The organism is Desulfobotulus mexicanus, assembly GCF_006175995.1.
Taxonomy (GTDB): Bacteria; Desulfobacterota; Desulfobacteria; order Desulfobacterales; family ASO4-4; genus Desulfobotulus; species Desulfobotulus mexicanus.
The window spans coordinates 17,794-32,706 of record NZ_VDMB01000025.1 but is presented as its reverse complement, the minus strand read 5'-3'; the positions used below and the strand labels follow the sequence as shown (position 1 = coordinate 32,706).

Annotated in this window: 11 protein-coding genes; 8 read left to right on the top strand and 3 right to left on the bottom strand. The window is 46.7% G+C overall.

What is annotated here, in order from left to right; all coding sequences use genetic code 11:
* Together FIM25_RS14400 and FIM25_RS14395 are read right to left on the bottom strand one after the other, a co-directional pair.
* Window positions 1–1,299, bottom strand: a complete 1,299-nt coding sequence (locus FIM25_RS14400; protein ID WP_246052218.1) for an ATP-dependent 6-phosphofructokinase — start codon at window positions 1,297–1,299, stop codon at window positions 1–3.
* A gap of 392 nt (window positions 1,300–1,691) precedes the next feature.
* Window positions 1,692–2,660 carry a KpsF/GutQ family sugar-phosphate isomerase gene (locus tag FIM25_RS14395; protein WP_139450559.1) on the bottom strand — a complete coding sequence of 323 codons (969 nt, stop codon included), beginning with the start codon at window positions 2,658–2,660 and terminating at the stop codon, window positions 1,692–1,694.
* 446 nt (window positions 2,661–3,106) lie between these two features.
* Between FIM25_RS14395 and FIM25_RS14390 the strand changes: the two genes are divergently transcribed.
* The 5 genes from FIM25_RS14390 (at window position 3,107) to FIM25_RS14370 (ending at window position 9,017) form a co-directional block, all read left to right on the top strand.
* Window positions 3,107–3,379, top strand: a complete 273-nt coding sequence (locus FIM25_RS14390) for a PxxKW family cysteine-rich protein (protein ID WP_139450558.1) — start codon at window positions 3,107–3,109, stop codon at window positions 3,377–3,379.
* Window positions 3,380–3,723: 344 nt separating this feature from the next.
* The gene (locus FIM25_RS14385) at window positions 3,724–5,052 is read left to right on the top strand and encodes an aminotransferase class I/II-fold pyridoxal phosphate-dependent enzyme (RefSeq protein WP_139450557.1); all 1,329 of its coding nucleotides are present in this window, start codon (window positions 3,724–3,726) and stop codon (window positions 5,050–5,052) included.
* A 230-nt stretch (window positions 5,053–5,282) separates the two neighbouring features.
* The gene (locus tag FIM25_RS14380; protein WP_139450556.1) at window positions 5,283–6,146 is read left to right on the top strand and encodes a Rossmann-like and DUF2520 domain-containing protein; all 864 of its coding nucleotides are present in this window, start codon (window positions 5,283–5,285) and stop codon (window positions 6,144–6,146) included.
* Between the two features lie 54 nt (window positions 6,147–6,200).
* Window positions 6,201–6,986, top strand: coding sequence for a hypothetical protein (locus FIM25_RS14375; RefSeq protein ID WP_139450555.1), 786 nt, complete (start codon window positions 6,201–6,203; stop codon window positions 6,984–6,986).
* Window positions 6,987–7,058: 72 nt separating this feature from the next.
* Window positions 7,059–9,017, top strand: a complete 1,959-nt coding sequence (locus FIM25_RS14370) for a cyclic nucleotide-binding domain-containing protein (protein WP_139450554.1) — start codon at window positions 7,059–7,061, stop codon at window positions 9,015–9,017.
* Between the two features lie 18 nt (window positions 9,018–9,035).
* On the opposite strand, the gene FIM25_RS14365 is transcribed toward FIM25_RS14370, so the two are convergent.
* Window positions 9,036–10,997: an HDOD domain-containing protein gene (locus FIM25_RS14365; protein WP_139450553.1), complete on the bottom strand. Its 1,962-nt coding sequence runs from the start codon at window positions 10,995–10,997 to the stop codon at window positions 9,036–9,038.
* A gap of 167 nt (window positions 10,998–11,164) precedes the next feature.
* On the opposite strand from FIM25_RS14365, the gene FIM25_RS14360 reads away from it, so the two are divergent.
* The 3 genes from FIM25_RS14360 to tpx all read left to right on the top strand — a co-directional run bounded on the left by FIM25_RS14360 (window position 11,165) and on the right by tpx (window position 14,865).
* The gene (locus tag FIM25_RS14360; protein ID WP_179953408.1) at window positions 11,165–13,096 is read left to right on the top strand and encodes a class I adenylate cyclase; all 1,932 of its coding nucleotides are present in this window, start codon (window positions 11,165–11,167) and stop codon (window positions 13,094–13,096) included.
* On the top strand, window positions 13,083–14,135 hold the full coding sequence (locus FIM25_RS14355; protein WP_139450551.1) for a tetratricopeptide repeat protein: 1,053 nt from the start codon (window positions 13,083–13,085) through the stop codon (window positions 14,133–14,135). The genes FIM25_RS14360 and FIM25_RS14355 overlap by 14 nt, the downstream gene beginning before the upstream one ends.
* 220 nt (window positions 14,136–14,355) lie before the next feature.
* On the top strand, window positions 14,356–14,865 hold the full coding sequence (gene tpx, locus FIM25_RS14350; RefSeq protein ID WP_139450550.1) for a thiol peroxidase: 510 nt from the start codon (window positions 14,356–14,358) through the stop codon (window positions 14,863–14,865).
* Window positions 14,866–14,913: the final 48 nt, after the last annotated feature.

Sequence of the window (14,913 nt, the reverse complement as noted above, 5' to 3'; positions counted from 1 at the left end):
TCAGAAAACCCTGAGGGAACCCTGGCCCGTCGTCTCAAGAACCGCCTGCCAGAGGGAACCGCCGGGATCCACATGCCGACGCTTTCCGGCACAAAGGGCAAGGGGAAGATGCACAAAGCTGCCATTGATATAGCCCACAAGCATATCTGTCTTCCCTGCCATGGCCGCATGTACGGCGTGGCGGGCCAGAAAACTGCAAAAAACGGAATCCCCTGCATTGGCGGGCAGACTGCGGATCATATAACCGGGATCAATGTACTTCATGGCAATAGCTTTCCCCTTTGCCCTGAAACATGATTCTATGGCATCCTTGAGAAAGAGGCCTATATCCTTCAGAATCATGTTGCCGGAAGCATCTTTCACCCCATCCTTTTCCCCAAAAAAATTCTGCCCCGCCCCTTCAGCGACCACAATAACGGCATGGCCCCTCTCGGCAAGGCGCCGCTCCAGAGACCACAAAAGCCCCCCTTCTCCATCCAAATCAAAGGGCACCTCCGGTATCAGAACAAAATTTGCCTCCTGCTGGGCAAGGGCAGCTGTGGCGGCTATAAAACCGGAATGACGACCCATCAGACGAATAAGCCCTACCCCCATAGGATAGCCCACGGCCTCGGTATGGGCACTGCGGACAGCCCGTGTAGCCTCTTCCACGGCCGTATCAAAACCAAAGCTTCTTTCCGTTATTGCAATATCATTGTCTATGGTTTTTGGAATGCCCACCACAGCCAGATCCATGCCCCTTTTTCGCACCGTCTCCGAAAGCAGATGGGCAGCCGTAAGCGTTCCGTCTCCACCCACCATAAAGAGAATTTGAATGCCTGAACGCTCCAGCTCATCACAGATATGGTCAAAATTCTGCGGCCCCCTGGAAGAACCCAATATGGTGCCGCCCATATCCAGAATACGTTCCACCACAGCCGGAGTCAGCACCAGAGGTGCATGACCAGCTTCACGGATAAAACCCTGAAGACCATAACGGATACCAAGAATATCTCCTACGCCGTAACGGTGATACAGCTCAATCACAAGGGAGCGGATAATGTCATTTAAGCCCGGACAAAGTCCGCCACAGGTTACAATGGCTGCCCGCATACGGGCAGGATCAAAAAAAATACGCTCCCTCGGCCCTGCGGCCTCAAAACTCACAGGTACTTTTCCCTGTCCTGTGGCACAAAGGATCTCAGAAGGGTCAAGACTCTTCAAAATGCGCGCACCATCGGAAACAAAACGTCCCCCATGGGTAAAACGGAGAGGAGAGGCAAAGGAACAGGCTCCCAGATTCAAAATCTCTGTATCCAAAAAGGGTATCCTTTCAAAAAAAATGGTAATTATTCAGCACATTTTACCCTGAAAGATTGTGTATTGATTTCAAAGCCGTGGTTCCAGCAAAAGACAATCGGGCTCTTTGTGAGTGACATTGCGATCGTTTCGGATCAGAGCTTCGCAGGCCTGTGCGAAAGAAGCGGCAAACTGTCTGAGCCGCCACAAAGGCAGCGTACTAAGGCCTGCTATGGTAATAAAAAAGTGCATCCTGCCTGTGGCGGGGAGTTTTTGCCGCTTCCGCACAGGTCAAGAAGCTCCCGAAAAAGATTGCGTCACGAACAAATGGTCCGGTTGTCTATGCACCTGATTAAAGGTTTTCGATTTACCAAAGGAAAATTGTGCTGAACAGTTACAAAAAAACAAAATCTTCAAAGCCTTGCATGAAACTTGAAGGCTCCTTTACCGAGAATATCATGCAGATGCAGCATGCCCACAAGCATTCCTGAGGCGTCCACAACGGGCAGAACCGTAATCTGATGCTCCTCCATGGTATTCAGGGCATCATAAACAGGACTTTCCGGTGCCACACAGCGGGGATTGGCGGTCATCATTTCCTCAAGCCTGCCACTGCTGCATTTTCCCGTAGCCACAAGATGGCGGACATCTCCGTCTGTCAGTATACCAAGCAGATATCCCTTCTCATCAGTAATCATAACAGCGCCAAGGGAAACACGATCCATCAGTTCCAGCACCTCGGGCAGGGGCGTTCCAGCCACCACCTGCGGCAAAAATTCCGTCAGCATAAGATCCACCACACGGCTGGCAAGACGCTGCCCAAGGGCACCACCGGGATGGAATTTTTTAAAGTCAGAGGATTTGAACTTCCGTTTATTAATCAGAGCCACGGCCAGCGCATCCCCTGCGGCCAGAAGAACCGTTGTGGACGTGGTTGGTGCAAGCCCCAGAGGACAGGCTTCCCTGGCCACCCCCACATTGACAACCACATCCGCCTGCCGGGCCAGTGTGGAGCTGGAATTGCCTGTCATGGCCAGAATGGGACAGCCCATGTGGCGGATACTGGGCAAAAGTATATTCAGCTCTTCGGTTTCACCCGAATTGGAAAGGGCCAGAAAAACATCACCGCTGCCCACAAGACCCAGATCCCCGTGCATGGCTTCCACAGGATGCAGAAAAATAGCATGGGTTCCCGTGGAAATAAGAGTGGCCACTATCTTACGACCCACAAGTCCGGATTTTCCAATACCTGCAACCACAAGCCTGCCCCTGCAGGCAAATACCGTTTCCACCATCTTTTCAAATGAGGCATCCACCCTTGCAGCAAAATCAAGGATACCCTGCGCTTCAATTTCAAGAACTTCTCTGATTTCTTTTATCATAATGGATGTTTCCCAATAACAGGTACGATTGCCATGGCTTATTTTCAATAAAAAACCTGACAAAAAAAATAAAAAAACTCCCGAAGAAAAACATATTGTGAACAAAAAACCTTTCCCCTGAGCCTCCCATAACCGGGGAGGCACTATAAACCCAAGTAAAACATGAATCAATTTCATCTTCAGCTCAAGGCCTTAAAAAAAACTGAAAGCGTTTTCAAATTGACAAGCCCTCTTCCTTTTTTTATTGTTGTAGGGTTTTTGATATGATGAGTGAACGGAACCATATTTTTCCTGATACAAAGAAAGATGGAATTCAGTTTAAATGGGCTGAAGATCATCATTAAAAAGCATCAGAATTTTTTTCCGTTCAACCATTGCTCAGAATCCGAGTCCGTATTATCAATATCAGAAGTTTATCATTATTTAAGGAACCAGGAGTTCACCCTATGATCTGCACCACGACACGTAAAGGCCAAGACTGTGTTTTCATGAAAACCAGCGGTTGTTCCTATACTGACGGCACCTGTCTTTCAGCCGTTGAAACCTGCATGGGCTGTGCCCGCATTACAGAACAGGAAAGCGGCATCTACTGTACTGTTTTTCCCGATCCCTCCATCAAATGGAAACTGGGTAACTGCAACATGGCAACCCACCTGAAAACCGAGGCAGCCGCAGACAAAAAGAAAGTCAACCCGCTTAAGGCATCCAAGCGTAAGTAGTGTAAGGAATAAAGCCCTTTTTTTGTCTGACGGGCATATCTGTGCATATAAACATAGGGAGGTCACTGTTCTTTTAGTGACCGTATTGTTTTATTCCAGATATGCAGTAGCAGAAACTGTGGCTTTTATTCAAAAATGCCATACAGACAAGCAGGACAAAAAATTGCCTGTCCAAGAAGGTACTGATATCCCGCAACCGGAAAAGCCCATCCTTAATTTTTTAAGGACATGGGCTTTCCTGATTTAAATTCTGCCTGCCAGGGCTATATTAACGCTGAATCCGATGAACTGCCATCAAAACCAGCCCTGCCAATAAAAAAACCGATATTTTGCCAAGGATAGACATGAATCCCTTAGCCGAGCAGCTGAACGCAGCCCTTGCCAATGGAAATCCAAAAGCCCTTGAACTCTTATCCAGTGTGGGACAAAATCTCTTCTTTCCCAAAGGCATTCTCAGCCAGAGCGCCGAAGCAAAGGAAAAAGCCCACGCAATAAATGCCACCATCGGCATTGCACGGGAAGATGGGGGCATCATGTGCTTTCCTTCGGTCATGGATGGCCTGAATTACAGCCCGGAAGATTCCCTTACCTATGCGCCTTCCTTTGGAATTCTAGAGCTGAGAAAAGCCTGGCAGACTTCCCTGTTCGAAAAGAATCCTTCGCTAAAGGGAAAAACCGTCTCCCTGCCCGTGGTAACCTGCGGTATTACCCATGCCATAAGTGTTTTTGCGGAAACCTGGTGCAATGCAGGAGACACGGTGATCCTGCCTGACATGATGTGGGGCAACTACAACCTCATCATGAATGTACGTCTGGGTATCCGGCTGCGCCACTATCCCATCTTCACTCCAGAAGGTGGCTTCAATGTAGAAGGAATGATGGAGCTGGTCCGGGATGAGGCAGAAAAAACAGGGAAAGCCATTGTACTTTTAAATTTCCCACAAAACCCCACCGGCTACGCCATTTCCAGAACAGAGGCTGACACTCTGATTGGGGGCATAAAAAAAATAGCAGAATCCGGCAAGAAAATTCTCGTGGTCACAGACGACGCTTATTTCGGACTCTTTTACGAAGAAGAGACCTTAAAGGAATCCCTTTTTGCCCATTTTGCGGATCTTAACGAAAATATTCTGGCAATCAAGCTGGATGGAGCCACCAAGGAAAACTATGTCTGGGGCTTAAGGGTAGGCTTCATGACCTATGGCACAAAAGTCTCCGGAGAAACGGCTCCCTTTTATGAGGCCCTGGAGCGTAAAACCGCAGGCTGCATCCGCGGTAACATCTCCAATGCATCACATCTGGGCCAGCGCATTGTTCTCAGATCCATGCAGGATGAACGCTACAGTGCAGAGCATGGCCTGAAACATGATATACTCCAAGCCAGAGCCACAAGGGTTAAAGAAGTTCTGAAGGACCCGGCATATGCCGATGCCTTCACTCCCTATCCTTTCAATGCAGGCTATTTCATGTGCGTTCGCTTAAATGATGTGGAAGCTGAGAAACTGAGGGTTCATCTGCTGGAGAAATATGGAGTTGGCCTCATTGCCTTAGGGAAATACGATATAAGAGTAGCCTTCAGCTGTATCGAAGAAAATGAAGTAAAACCCCTCTTTGACATTCTGCTTCAGGGAATTCAGGATCTGCGGAACGCTGAACTGTCTTTAAAATCTTAAGAATACTAAAATATTTAATTTTGACATTGACCTGACTGCTTATACTGTATGCCCTGCTGCCAGATTTTAAGCATTTACCAAAAGTCGCCGTAAAACCCCTGGCTTTAGCCATGGGGAGGTTCAGGAAACCATTACTGTTTCTTTTTCAGTAAAAGAATTCCACTTTAAAAAAAATTATGTCATCATGATCTGTGCCCCTTATCATCCGCCCTGAATACGGTAGGTTGTAAATGACAAATAATACAGGAATCCTCGGCTGCGGCAGAGCTGGAAGCCACCTTGCCTTTCACCTTGCAAAGACAGGCTGGTCAGTCTGCGGCATCTGGGATGCCGAAATAAAAAAGGCGGAACAGATTGCAAAGCTTACTGGAATCCCCCTTCTTTGCCCTGAGGATATGGGCAGAAAAGCAGATATTCTGGTTCTGGCACTTCCAGATGATACCATTGCACCCGCCTGCGATACCTTTGCCGCAAAGAATATCTTCCGCCCCGGCCAGCGGGTTTTTCATTTAAGCGGTTCCCAAACCTCAGAAATTCTTACCTCTGCTGCAAAAAAAAGTGCCTTTACTGCCTCCCTGCATCCCCTGCAGAGCTTTTCATCCAACCTGGATATGCTACTCCCTTTCAAAAATATCCTCATGACTGCGGAAGGAATGCCTGAAGCTGTAGAAACCGGGCTTGCCATGGCGAAACATCTGGGAGCAAAGGGAATCACCATTGCAGCCGATGCCAAGGTACTCTATCATACGGCAGCGGTGGTGGCCTCCAACTACCTTGTCACCCTTATGGATTTTTCCTTTGATCTTCTGGAAGCCTCGGGTATTAAAGGCAGTGATGCCATGACCTTTCTTACCCCCCTTATTTCCGGCACCCTTGCCAATCTGGAAAAAATGCCTGCGGAAGCTGCCCTCACTGGTCCCGTTGTAAGGGGAGATGCGGCAACCCTCAGAAGACACCTTGAAGCCATAAACGAAAAACGTCCCTTACGCAGCGACCTGTACAAGGCACTGGGAAGAGCCACGCTGAATCTGGCTGTAAAGGGAAACCATCTGGATGAAAAAGCAAAAAGGCAGATCCATCAGCTTTTTTCCTGAATCAGCATTTTTGAGTAGATAAAGAACAAAAAAACCATCAGAAAGGAGCACCGGATGTTACCTCATTTTTTGGCACCAGCTGCCTTTATTCTACTGCTTTTGCTCACCTCCTGCGGCGGACTCCGGAGTACACCTACGGCCGATCCCCATGCCCAGCAGGCCATTGAAAACATGGCCGCTAAGATTGCCTTTAAAAACCCCCAGAACATCAACACACCGGGCCATGTCAGAATTCCCCTGGCCAAAGGTCAGTGGGTAACCACGCTGGCCCGCTATAAAAACCACGATGGTGATCGCATCCTCAGCACCACAAAGGTCATAGACGTTCAACAGGATCTTGTAACCCTTGAGGTGGAAAACTTCACGGCATCCCAGAAGGGAGAACGCAATGTCACTCTTGTTCAGATTGCAGGCTACCCCGTCAATCTCCCAGTGGGACCGGATCAGGAGGCAATTAAAGCCATAACCAGCCAGGCCCGTATTCTTCGCATGGTTACCCAGGCCGGAGACAACCCGCCATCGGAAATGCCCCCTGCCTATCTTCAGTTTGCTTCCAACCTCATGAAAGACTTCATCAACCCGGCTGTACGCACCACCCCCATCAGCACCCAACCCGTGGAAACACCTTATATCCGTACCAGAGACGCTAAAATCTTTGATGTGGAAGTTTCTGTGCTGGGTTTCAAGGATACCGGCAAAATTCAAGCCCATGGAGGTGTCCCTGTCAATAATCAGGTTCTTTACGAAAATACGGATCAAATCATTTATACCATTGCCTATGGCTTAAAGGGCGCAAAACAGACTCTTTTCTTTCCCCCCGCCGGAACTGGCATGCAATAAAAAATAAAGGGGCTCCCTGAAATCATTTAGGGAGCCCCTTTATTTATTCTGTCCGAGGAGCATCCTAACACCATGACAAGAATAATCACCGTCAGCAGTGGTAAGGGAGGAGTAGGCAAAACCCATATCAGCACCAACCTTGCCCTTCATCTTGCCCTGTCAGGCCATAAAACCTGTCTTCTGGATGCAGACCTCGGTCTTGCCAACGTGAATATCCTTTTAAATATTCATCCTGAAAAAAACCTCAAAGATGTTATTTTAGAAAAAATTCCTCTCCGGAATATCCTGATTAAAACACAGGAAGGGCTGGATATTATTGCGGGGAGTTCCGGCATTGAGGCTATGGCCAACCTGAGAAGCGATCAGATCCTGTATCTTGTTCAAGAATTCTCAACCCTGGACAGCTATGATTATTTTATCATAGACACAGCCGCAGGTATTGCAAGGGATGTGCTGGCCTTCTGCCTGGCATCATCGGAACTGCTGCTCATCATCACACCTGACCCTGCCTCCCTCACCGATGCCTATGCACTGATCAAAGTTCTGAAGCTCAACGGCTTCCAGGCTCCGGTCCGTGTCATCGTCAACAATGCCCCGGGTATGGACAAGGCCAGAAATGTTCTTATGAAACTGGTAAACGCCGTAAAAAACCATCTGGATATGGAAATCCATCCCATTGGTATTATTCCACGGGACAATGCCGTACCCAATGCCCTTGCTGAGCAGGAAGCCTTTATTCTGCGCTATCCCCAGAGTATTGCATCCCGATGCATCCGTAATGCAGCCCAGAATCTCATCCAGCAGAAGGACATCGGTGAAAAAGTATCGTATCCAAAGGATTTCTTTGAAAAATTTCTAAATATTCTGATGGGGCCTTTAAAAAAATATTCAGAAAAACCAAAGGATCTGTCCCAGCAGCTGCCAGACCGTCCACCGGAAAAAGCGAAAACTGAACCAGCGGAAAAGACTCCGGCATCCCGGATCGTCCCAGAAATCCCGCAGGTGTTAGCAGAAAAAACAAAACCTGCCCCTCATTCAGCAAAGGAAGAAGATCTACCTCCACGACCCGGCACACAAGACACCTCTGCCCTGCTCCATGAAACCAACCATCTGCTGAGGGAAGTTTCGGCCAGTATGAGCGCCATAGCTTCAGAACTTAAAGAAATCCGGGAATTTTTCACCAAAACGCAACTGGCAAACCGTGAAACACCACCTCTGCATAGTCTCCCCGAGCCGGAAGCAGCCGGGCATCGGGAACAAAAGCTTTCGGATATCCTGGCCGGATACCCCATGTTCCAGAGCCTGAACAGTCAGGAACTTCACAGCATCCTTACCCGGCTAAAATCCAGAAATTGTCAGAAAAATGAAATACTGATGCATAAAGGAGAAGCCGGAAAAAATCTGTATATTCTTGTTTCAGGCAGAGTAGCCGTACTGGATGCAAATGAGAAAGTTCTTGATACCATGTCAGGGGGAGATGTTTTCGGTGAAATGAGTCTGATCAGTGGTGAGCCGGTCAATGCCACCATAAAAACCATGGAAAAAACCGAAATCCTCTTCCTTGAAGGAAAAGAATTCATACGCATACTTGGAACCTACCCAGCCCTGCAAATGCACTTTGCCCAGCTTTTAAGCCAAAGACTTGCCAGACGTCTGCAAAAAGCCGATCTTGCCCGAACAGACACCCTCGCTTCCCAGCTGAGTGGCACCCTTGAAAGCACACAGATCCCTGAAATTCTGCAGATGCTGAAAACAGGAGAAAAAACTGGAATGCTTGTTTTTGCCTTTACAGGTGGCAAAGCAGCCATTTCCATGATCAAAGGTGAAATGGTTGCCGCCCGCTATGGAGAACATAGCGGAAAGGAAGCTTTTTATCAGATAATAAAGGAAAAAAAGGGACGTTTCAGCTATATCCCGGATCTGCCAAAGCAGGACAGAGATAAAAAACCCATGGGCCATTTTATGAAACTTCTCATGGATGCGGTCAGCAGGATGGATGAGGAACCAGGGCTACGATCACTCCATGGATAAACAATAATAAACATCAGATTATTTTCTTCTGCTTTTATCAATGGCCTTAAGGGTAAGATTCTTGATCCTGTGCATCCACTCCTTAACCTCTGCTGAATAAAGCTGTGCCGACTCTCTGTTCCAGTCCACATAAATCAGCCCCACAACTTTTTTTTGCAGAATCAGAGGATAAAGGGCAAAAGACGTGGCAAAACCGGCCTGCAGATACCAGTCCGGAACTCTGCTGTTCATATCCCTCTGATCCGTATCTTCCACCACCATATCAAACCCGGTTCTCAGTGCTTTATTAAAAATATCAAGCCCATCCTTACGGAGGGGGAATGTAAACATACGGCTGAATTCCGCCATATCATCTCCAAGGACAAAACGGGGAGTCATAAGACCATTTGCCTTGTCCAGAATACAGATGGCAATCCTTGAGAAGAAAAAACCTTTATAAATTGTTGTAATAATCTGTAAAAGCACATCCCCCAAACGAAACTCCTCTGCCAGGAGTTTTTCAATAGCAAGAATCCTGTCAGATATCCATGATGCCTGTATTTCCACCGGCGGCATCTCGTCTTCCGCCATATCGACCGGAACACTTTTACCCAGCAATGCAGAAAGGCTTCCCCGTTCCGGATCAAACCGGGTATTTTTCAAACGAATTTTCAGTACACGGGCATGCCTTTCCACCTGTTCCATGGCATTATCCAGCAAAGATTCAGCATATGCAGCATCCATGGCAATGAAGCCCCTGTAACGATTTACAATCTCCTCAATTTTCAATCTTCTTTCCCTGAGATTCGTGAAAGAATCAATATTGCACATCTCATAGGTAAAGGATGCCACAATACGTTTCAGGTCCCGTGTGGTCAGTTTCCTTTTATCCTCAGAATCCTTAAAAGAATAAAGTCCTTCCACAATGGCCCTTGGAAATCCCCAGCCCAGGGCAATCCCCCTGCCAATCTCACTGCAGGAAACCCCCAGCATTTTCTTAGTCACCAGATCCTTCTCCATCTGATGCCGCATGGCAAAAATTTCAATTCTCCTGAAAACATCCGGTTTGCAGAAAATCAGCACCTGCTCACCGATATCATAGAGCATACAGACAAGGTGAAAGGCAAATTTTTCTCCATACCCGGCCTTTTCCGCCATCTGTCTTCCCATGATCCCTCGCATGAGACTGGTCAATGATCTTTCCTTCAGCAGATCACTTTTTGCAATATCCTGCATAAATTCAAACAAAAGCAATGAGGATGCTATTTCCTGAACAATGTCCGTGCCAAGAACCACCATGGCTTCAGAAATACTTGAAATACCATCCTTTCCGAATCGTCCGTAGTAAGCGGAGTTCACCAGCGAAAGCACCTTGGACGCAACGGAAACATCTTTTAGAATCACCTGGGCAATATCATGGCTGGATGCGTATTCTTTTTTTACAATCTCATTGATTTCAGTAATCTGGGCCATGAAAGTATGAAGAAAGCTGCCCGATCGCATCTGTTTATCAAGACTTTCCAATATTCCATCCAGGGTCCCTTCATCTGAAAGATCCTGAGTACTTCCTTCTTCAGGTCTCTTCTTCAGGGAATACGGATCATATCTTTCTGAAGAATTACCTGAAACAAAGATGCTTGACTCACTTCCACTACCAGTTCCATCTCCATATTCATCAAGGGTACTTAATTCGGGAAGGTCCGGGAGATCAAGGGCATCCAGCGCAATCCTGCCATCAGCCTGCTCCTCAGATTCATCAAAATCATTCAGTTCTGGAAGGTCAGGAAGGTCAAGGGCATCCAGCGCAATCCTGCCATCAGCCTGCTCCTCAGATTCATCAAAATCATTCAGTTCTGGAAGATCAGGAAGGTCAAGGGCATCCAGTGCTATCCTGTTCTCCGCCCCCTCCCCAGAAGCATCCAGGGCATTCAGCTCAGGGATATCCGGCAAATCCAGTTTATCAAGCTCAATACCGGAACCTGTTTTACCTTCCTTCCCCATTGCTTTTCTCCTTGCACATGATGCCGTTCATTTTTTTAAATCTTACAAAAAAGATATTGCTGACCGGACAGACATACCAACAGGATATGGACAAACCAAAAATCTTCCTGCAAAATCATTAAACCATGGTCTTTATCATAATAAAGCAAAAAGACAGGAGATCTGCCATGCAGAATATAAAGCGTGTGGTGGAGCAGAATAAAAACAATTTTATTTTTTACAACATATCCAGGTTAAGGGAAATGTTACGCTATATGTCCCCGATCAAACTCGATCTTTTTATAGAAATCCCTTTTCTTATACACATAAATGACCCGGAATTTCCAGCCTATACAACATCTTTCAAAGGCAATCCAGGATTATGGCACTACGAAAACTCAGGCATGGCAAAGGAACTGCAAAAAAAAAGACCAGAAATAAAAGAACATCTCCACCTTCCTTTAAAAAAGCCTCTGGTACAGGCACTCTATCACATAGGCAGTCTCGGCACCTTCACCCAGTCGGCCAAATCCGACTTTGACTTCTGGGTAATTATTGATCCCTGCCAAATGGACAAGCATCAGCTGGCTGCCTTCCAGGAAAAACTGCAGCGTATCACCACCTACGGTAAAAAATTCTTTTCCCAGGAAATCAGCTTTTTCATACACACGGCAGAAACACTAAAAAATAACATCCTGGATATGACAGACGAGGTAATGGCCAAGCCCCCTCCTTTTCTTATCAAGGAAGAATTTTACAGAACCTTCCTCATGATTACCGGCAAAATTCCGCTTTGGGCCATTCTACCTCCTGACCTGACAGAGGAAGAAAAAGAGAATTTCCTAAAATATACGGAGCAGCTTGAAGAATACCTTGATATGGGATGTCCTCCCGAACCACTTCCCCATTATGTCGTTCAACAGGGACTTCTCTGGCAGATATGTAAAGCTCCGGAAGATCCTTCCAAAGCCCTTATTAAAGCCAGTATCACAGCCAGCTATCAGAGCAGAGACAAAAAAACAGCAGCGCCTCTGCTCTGCAATGAAATCAGACAGAATTTCAAGCATCCTCACATGGATGATTACACAAAAGACCCCTATGTAAAGGCCTTTAACAGGGTTCTGGCCTTCCATGAAGAACAAGGAGACAGCGCAAGTCTGGCAGAAGCTAAAATAGCCATCTTTTTCCGTTTGTCCGGCTTTCCTGCGGTTACCTTGCCGGAAGAAGGTTCACCCAAAAGAAAGATACTGAACCATTATGTAAAAAAATGGCAGCTGACAGCCCCTCGCCTCCACAAATTGCTGAACTACAATCTCTGGCATGAGGAGGAAAAAAAACTTCTGGACCAGACCATGACCCAAACCATTGTCCAGATGTATCTGCACTCTCTTGAAAATGAAGGGGGAAAATCCCATGACAATGGAGACCTCATCATCCTTGCCAACAAAGCCCGCTGCGTCATGCAGCAGGACCAGAAAAACCGTATGCCCCGATCATCTCTTTTTTTAAGAAGTCTTCCCCACACAAGTCTCTCCATAAAAATGCCGGAAAATCAAGAATTTCCCTGGCATTTATGTTCCGGGCCAAAGATCCTGTTCTCTGATATCTGCCTGCTCAGGGTGCTGGGCTGGGCCATGGCCAATGGTATTTACAAGCCTGGGAAAAATAGCCTTGATATGCCGGATAATTTTAAAGTTTTTGGCTCTCTGGAAAAGGAAGAAAAATGCACCACAATTTTTTTGGCTCTGCAACCCTGGATGCCCATCTCCGACGAGGTTTTTCTTAAGAAACCTGTCTGGGAAAGAATCATCGTTGCCTTATACGGATCATCTGAAAAGTATAAGGCAGGGCTTCTGGTACGAAATTCATGGGGAGAAATTTTCTTTGAAGCCCTTCCCTTTGACCCGCTTGATACCGAAGAAGACAAATGTTATCATACAGCAATGAAGGTTCTGGAATACCATGGAGAAGACAGCCACTATTTTATTTTTCAGATATCCCTTAAGGCCATGCCACAGACCGTCGGGCGTATCAGAACCATCATTGAAGATTCCCCCAGTATAAAAAAACAAAAAGTCAACACTCCCCTTCAAAGGAACGTGCGCCTTGACATCATATGACACACCCATCCCAGCCCAGCCCGCTTCCGATGCCAGTGCCCCTGTTCTGATACTCCATGAGGATCCCGTCATACTTGCGGAATTAACCCGTTCCATAAATTCTCTGGGGTTTATAAACATCCTGTCCCTTAAGAATTCTGAAGAAGCCATGGAGGAAAGCAGAAGAAAAAAAATTTCCTTTTTCATCTGTGCCTATGAAACAGAAAATATTGAGGGACTGCGCTTTTTAAACCTGATACGGAAAAAGTCGAGTTTTATCTACACGCCTTTTTTCCTTACGGATGATCAGTTCACAAGTCTTAAGGTCATGAAGGCCGGTTATGCCGGAGTCAGTGGTCTCATTGTAGTCCCCTTTTCCACAAAAATCCTGCAGGAAAAGCTCTTTAAGAATATGAGGGTAAAAAAAGATCCCATCATACAGAAAACAGAAACACAGGTGGAAAAAGGAACTGCCCTTATTGATGCGGGTAAAAACGAAGAAGGAATCAAGGAACTCAAATCAGTTCTGGACCAAAAAGAAGGACCGGAATATCACTACAACATAGGCTACATTCGAAGTATCCAGAAAAAATATCCCGAAGCCATAGATGCCTTTAAAAAAGCCACCCAGATGGACCGGCTTTTTGCAAAGGCATACGAAGCCATGGCAAGGGCCTATATTGCCATGGGCCGGGAGGATCTTGCGGATACCTACATGCATCATGCTGCCCAGATCTACATGGAAAGGGAACAGGATGGCCATGCTGAAGATATTTTAAAGGAAATGCTGGAACTCGGATATGAATCCCTCAATGTTTTTAACTCCCTTGGCATCATCTACAGAAAACGGGGAGACCACAAAAAATCCATGGCCCATTACACCAAGGCTCTGAAGATTCACCCCAATGAACCCAATATTTATTACAATATGGGTCGAATCTGTATGGATATGAAGGATATGGAAAAAGCAAGGATTCTCTTTGAAAGGGCTGTGACAATAAAAAAAGACTTCAAAGAAGCACGGCAGATTTTAAAAGCCATGGATCTTGGCATTCTCTGACTTCGTTTACTAAAGCTCACACTTCTCAGGCAACTGCATAAGACCCCAGATAATTTGCCCATGCCTAAGCCGAAACGATTGAACTCTTCTTTACATACAACCATAGAGCCTTGCAGGTCGTATAAAAAAGCTGTCCTGACTTGACGAAAGCCCAGCCCGTACCCATGTTTCAAAATAAGACACATGTATCCTTCAACCCAAGACAAAAGGAGCTTGCCACATGGTCACTGTCACCCTTCAAGGTACCCCCGTTAAGACATCAGGCAGTCTGCCTGAAACAGGAAGCAAAGCACCGGCATTTACACTCACCTCTGCAGATCTGGGAGAAACAAATCTTGAAAGTTTTTCAGAAAAAAAACTGGTACTTAATATATTCCCAAGTATTGATACGGGTGTATGCGCTGCATCGGTCCGTCGTTTCAATGCCGAAGCAGGCAAAAGGCCCGAATCAGCTGTACTCTGCATCTCTGCGGATCTTCCCTTTGCCCACAGCCGTTTCTGCGGCAGCGAGGGCTTAAAAGATGTTCATTCCGCATCCACCTTCCGAAACCCTGAATTTGGTGAAACCTATGGCGTTACCCTTGCGGACGGTCCTCTGCGGGGACTTCTGGCCCGCGCAGTGGTGATCATTGATAAAGACGGAAAGGTAGCCTATACGGAACTTGTACCGGAAATCGGTCAGGATCCCAACTTTGATGCGGCACTGGAAGCACTGGACGCACTGACATAAGAAAAGCTTTCGGACAGATCTGAGTCAGACATGAAATGAAGCGAATTG

Coding starts and splice junctions, on each gene's coding strand:
- FIM25_RS14395 (WP_139450559.1), bottom strand. CDS start 2,660: ATGATAAAAGAAATCAGAGAAGTTCTTGAAATTGAAGCGCAGGGTATC.
- FIM25_RS14390 (WP_139450558.1), top strand. CDS start 3,107: ATGATCTGCACCACGACACGTAAAGGCCAAGACTGTGTTTTCATGAAA.
- FIM25_RS14385 (WP_139450557.1), top strand. CDS start 3,724: ATGAATCCCTTAGCCGAGCAGCTGAACGCAGCCCTTGCCAATGGAAAT.
- FIM25_RS14380 (WP_139450556.1), top strand. CDS start 5,283: ATGACAAATAATACAGGAATCCTCGGCTGCGGCAGAGCTGGAAGCCAC.
- FIM25_RS14375 (WP_139450555.1), top strand. CDS start 6,201: ATGTTACCTCATTTTTTGGCACCAGCTGCCTTTATTCTACTGCTTTTG.
- FIM25_RS14370 (WP_139450554.1), top strand. CDS start 7,059: ATGACAAGAATAATCACCGTCAGCAGTGGTAAGGGAGGAGTAGGCAAA.
- FIM25_RS14365 (WP_139450553.1), bottom strand. CDS start 10,997: ATGGGGAAGGAAGGTAAAACAGGTTCCGGTATTGAGCTTGATAAACTG.
- FIM25_RS14360 (WP_179953408.1), top strand. CDS start 11,165: ATGCAGAATATAAAGCGTGTGGTGGAGCAGAATAAAAACAATTTTATT.
- tpx (WP_139450550.1), top strand. CDS start 14,356: ATGGTCACTGTCACCCTTCAAGGTACCCCCGTTAAGACATCAGGCAGT.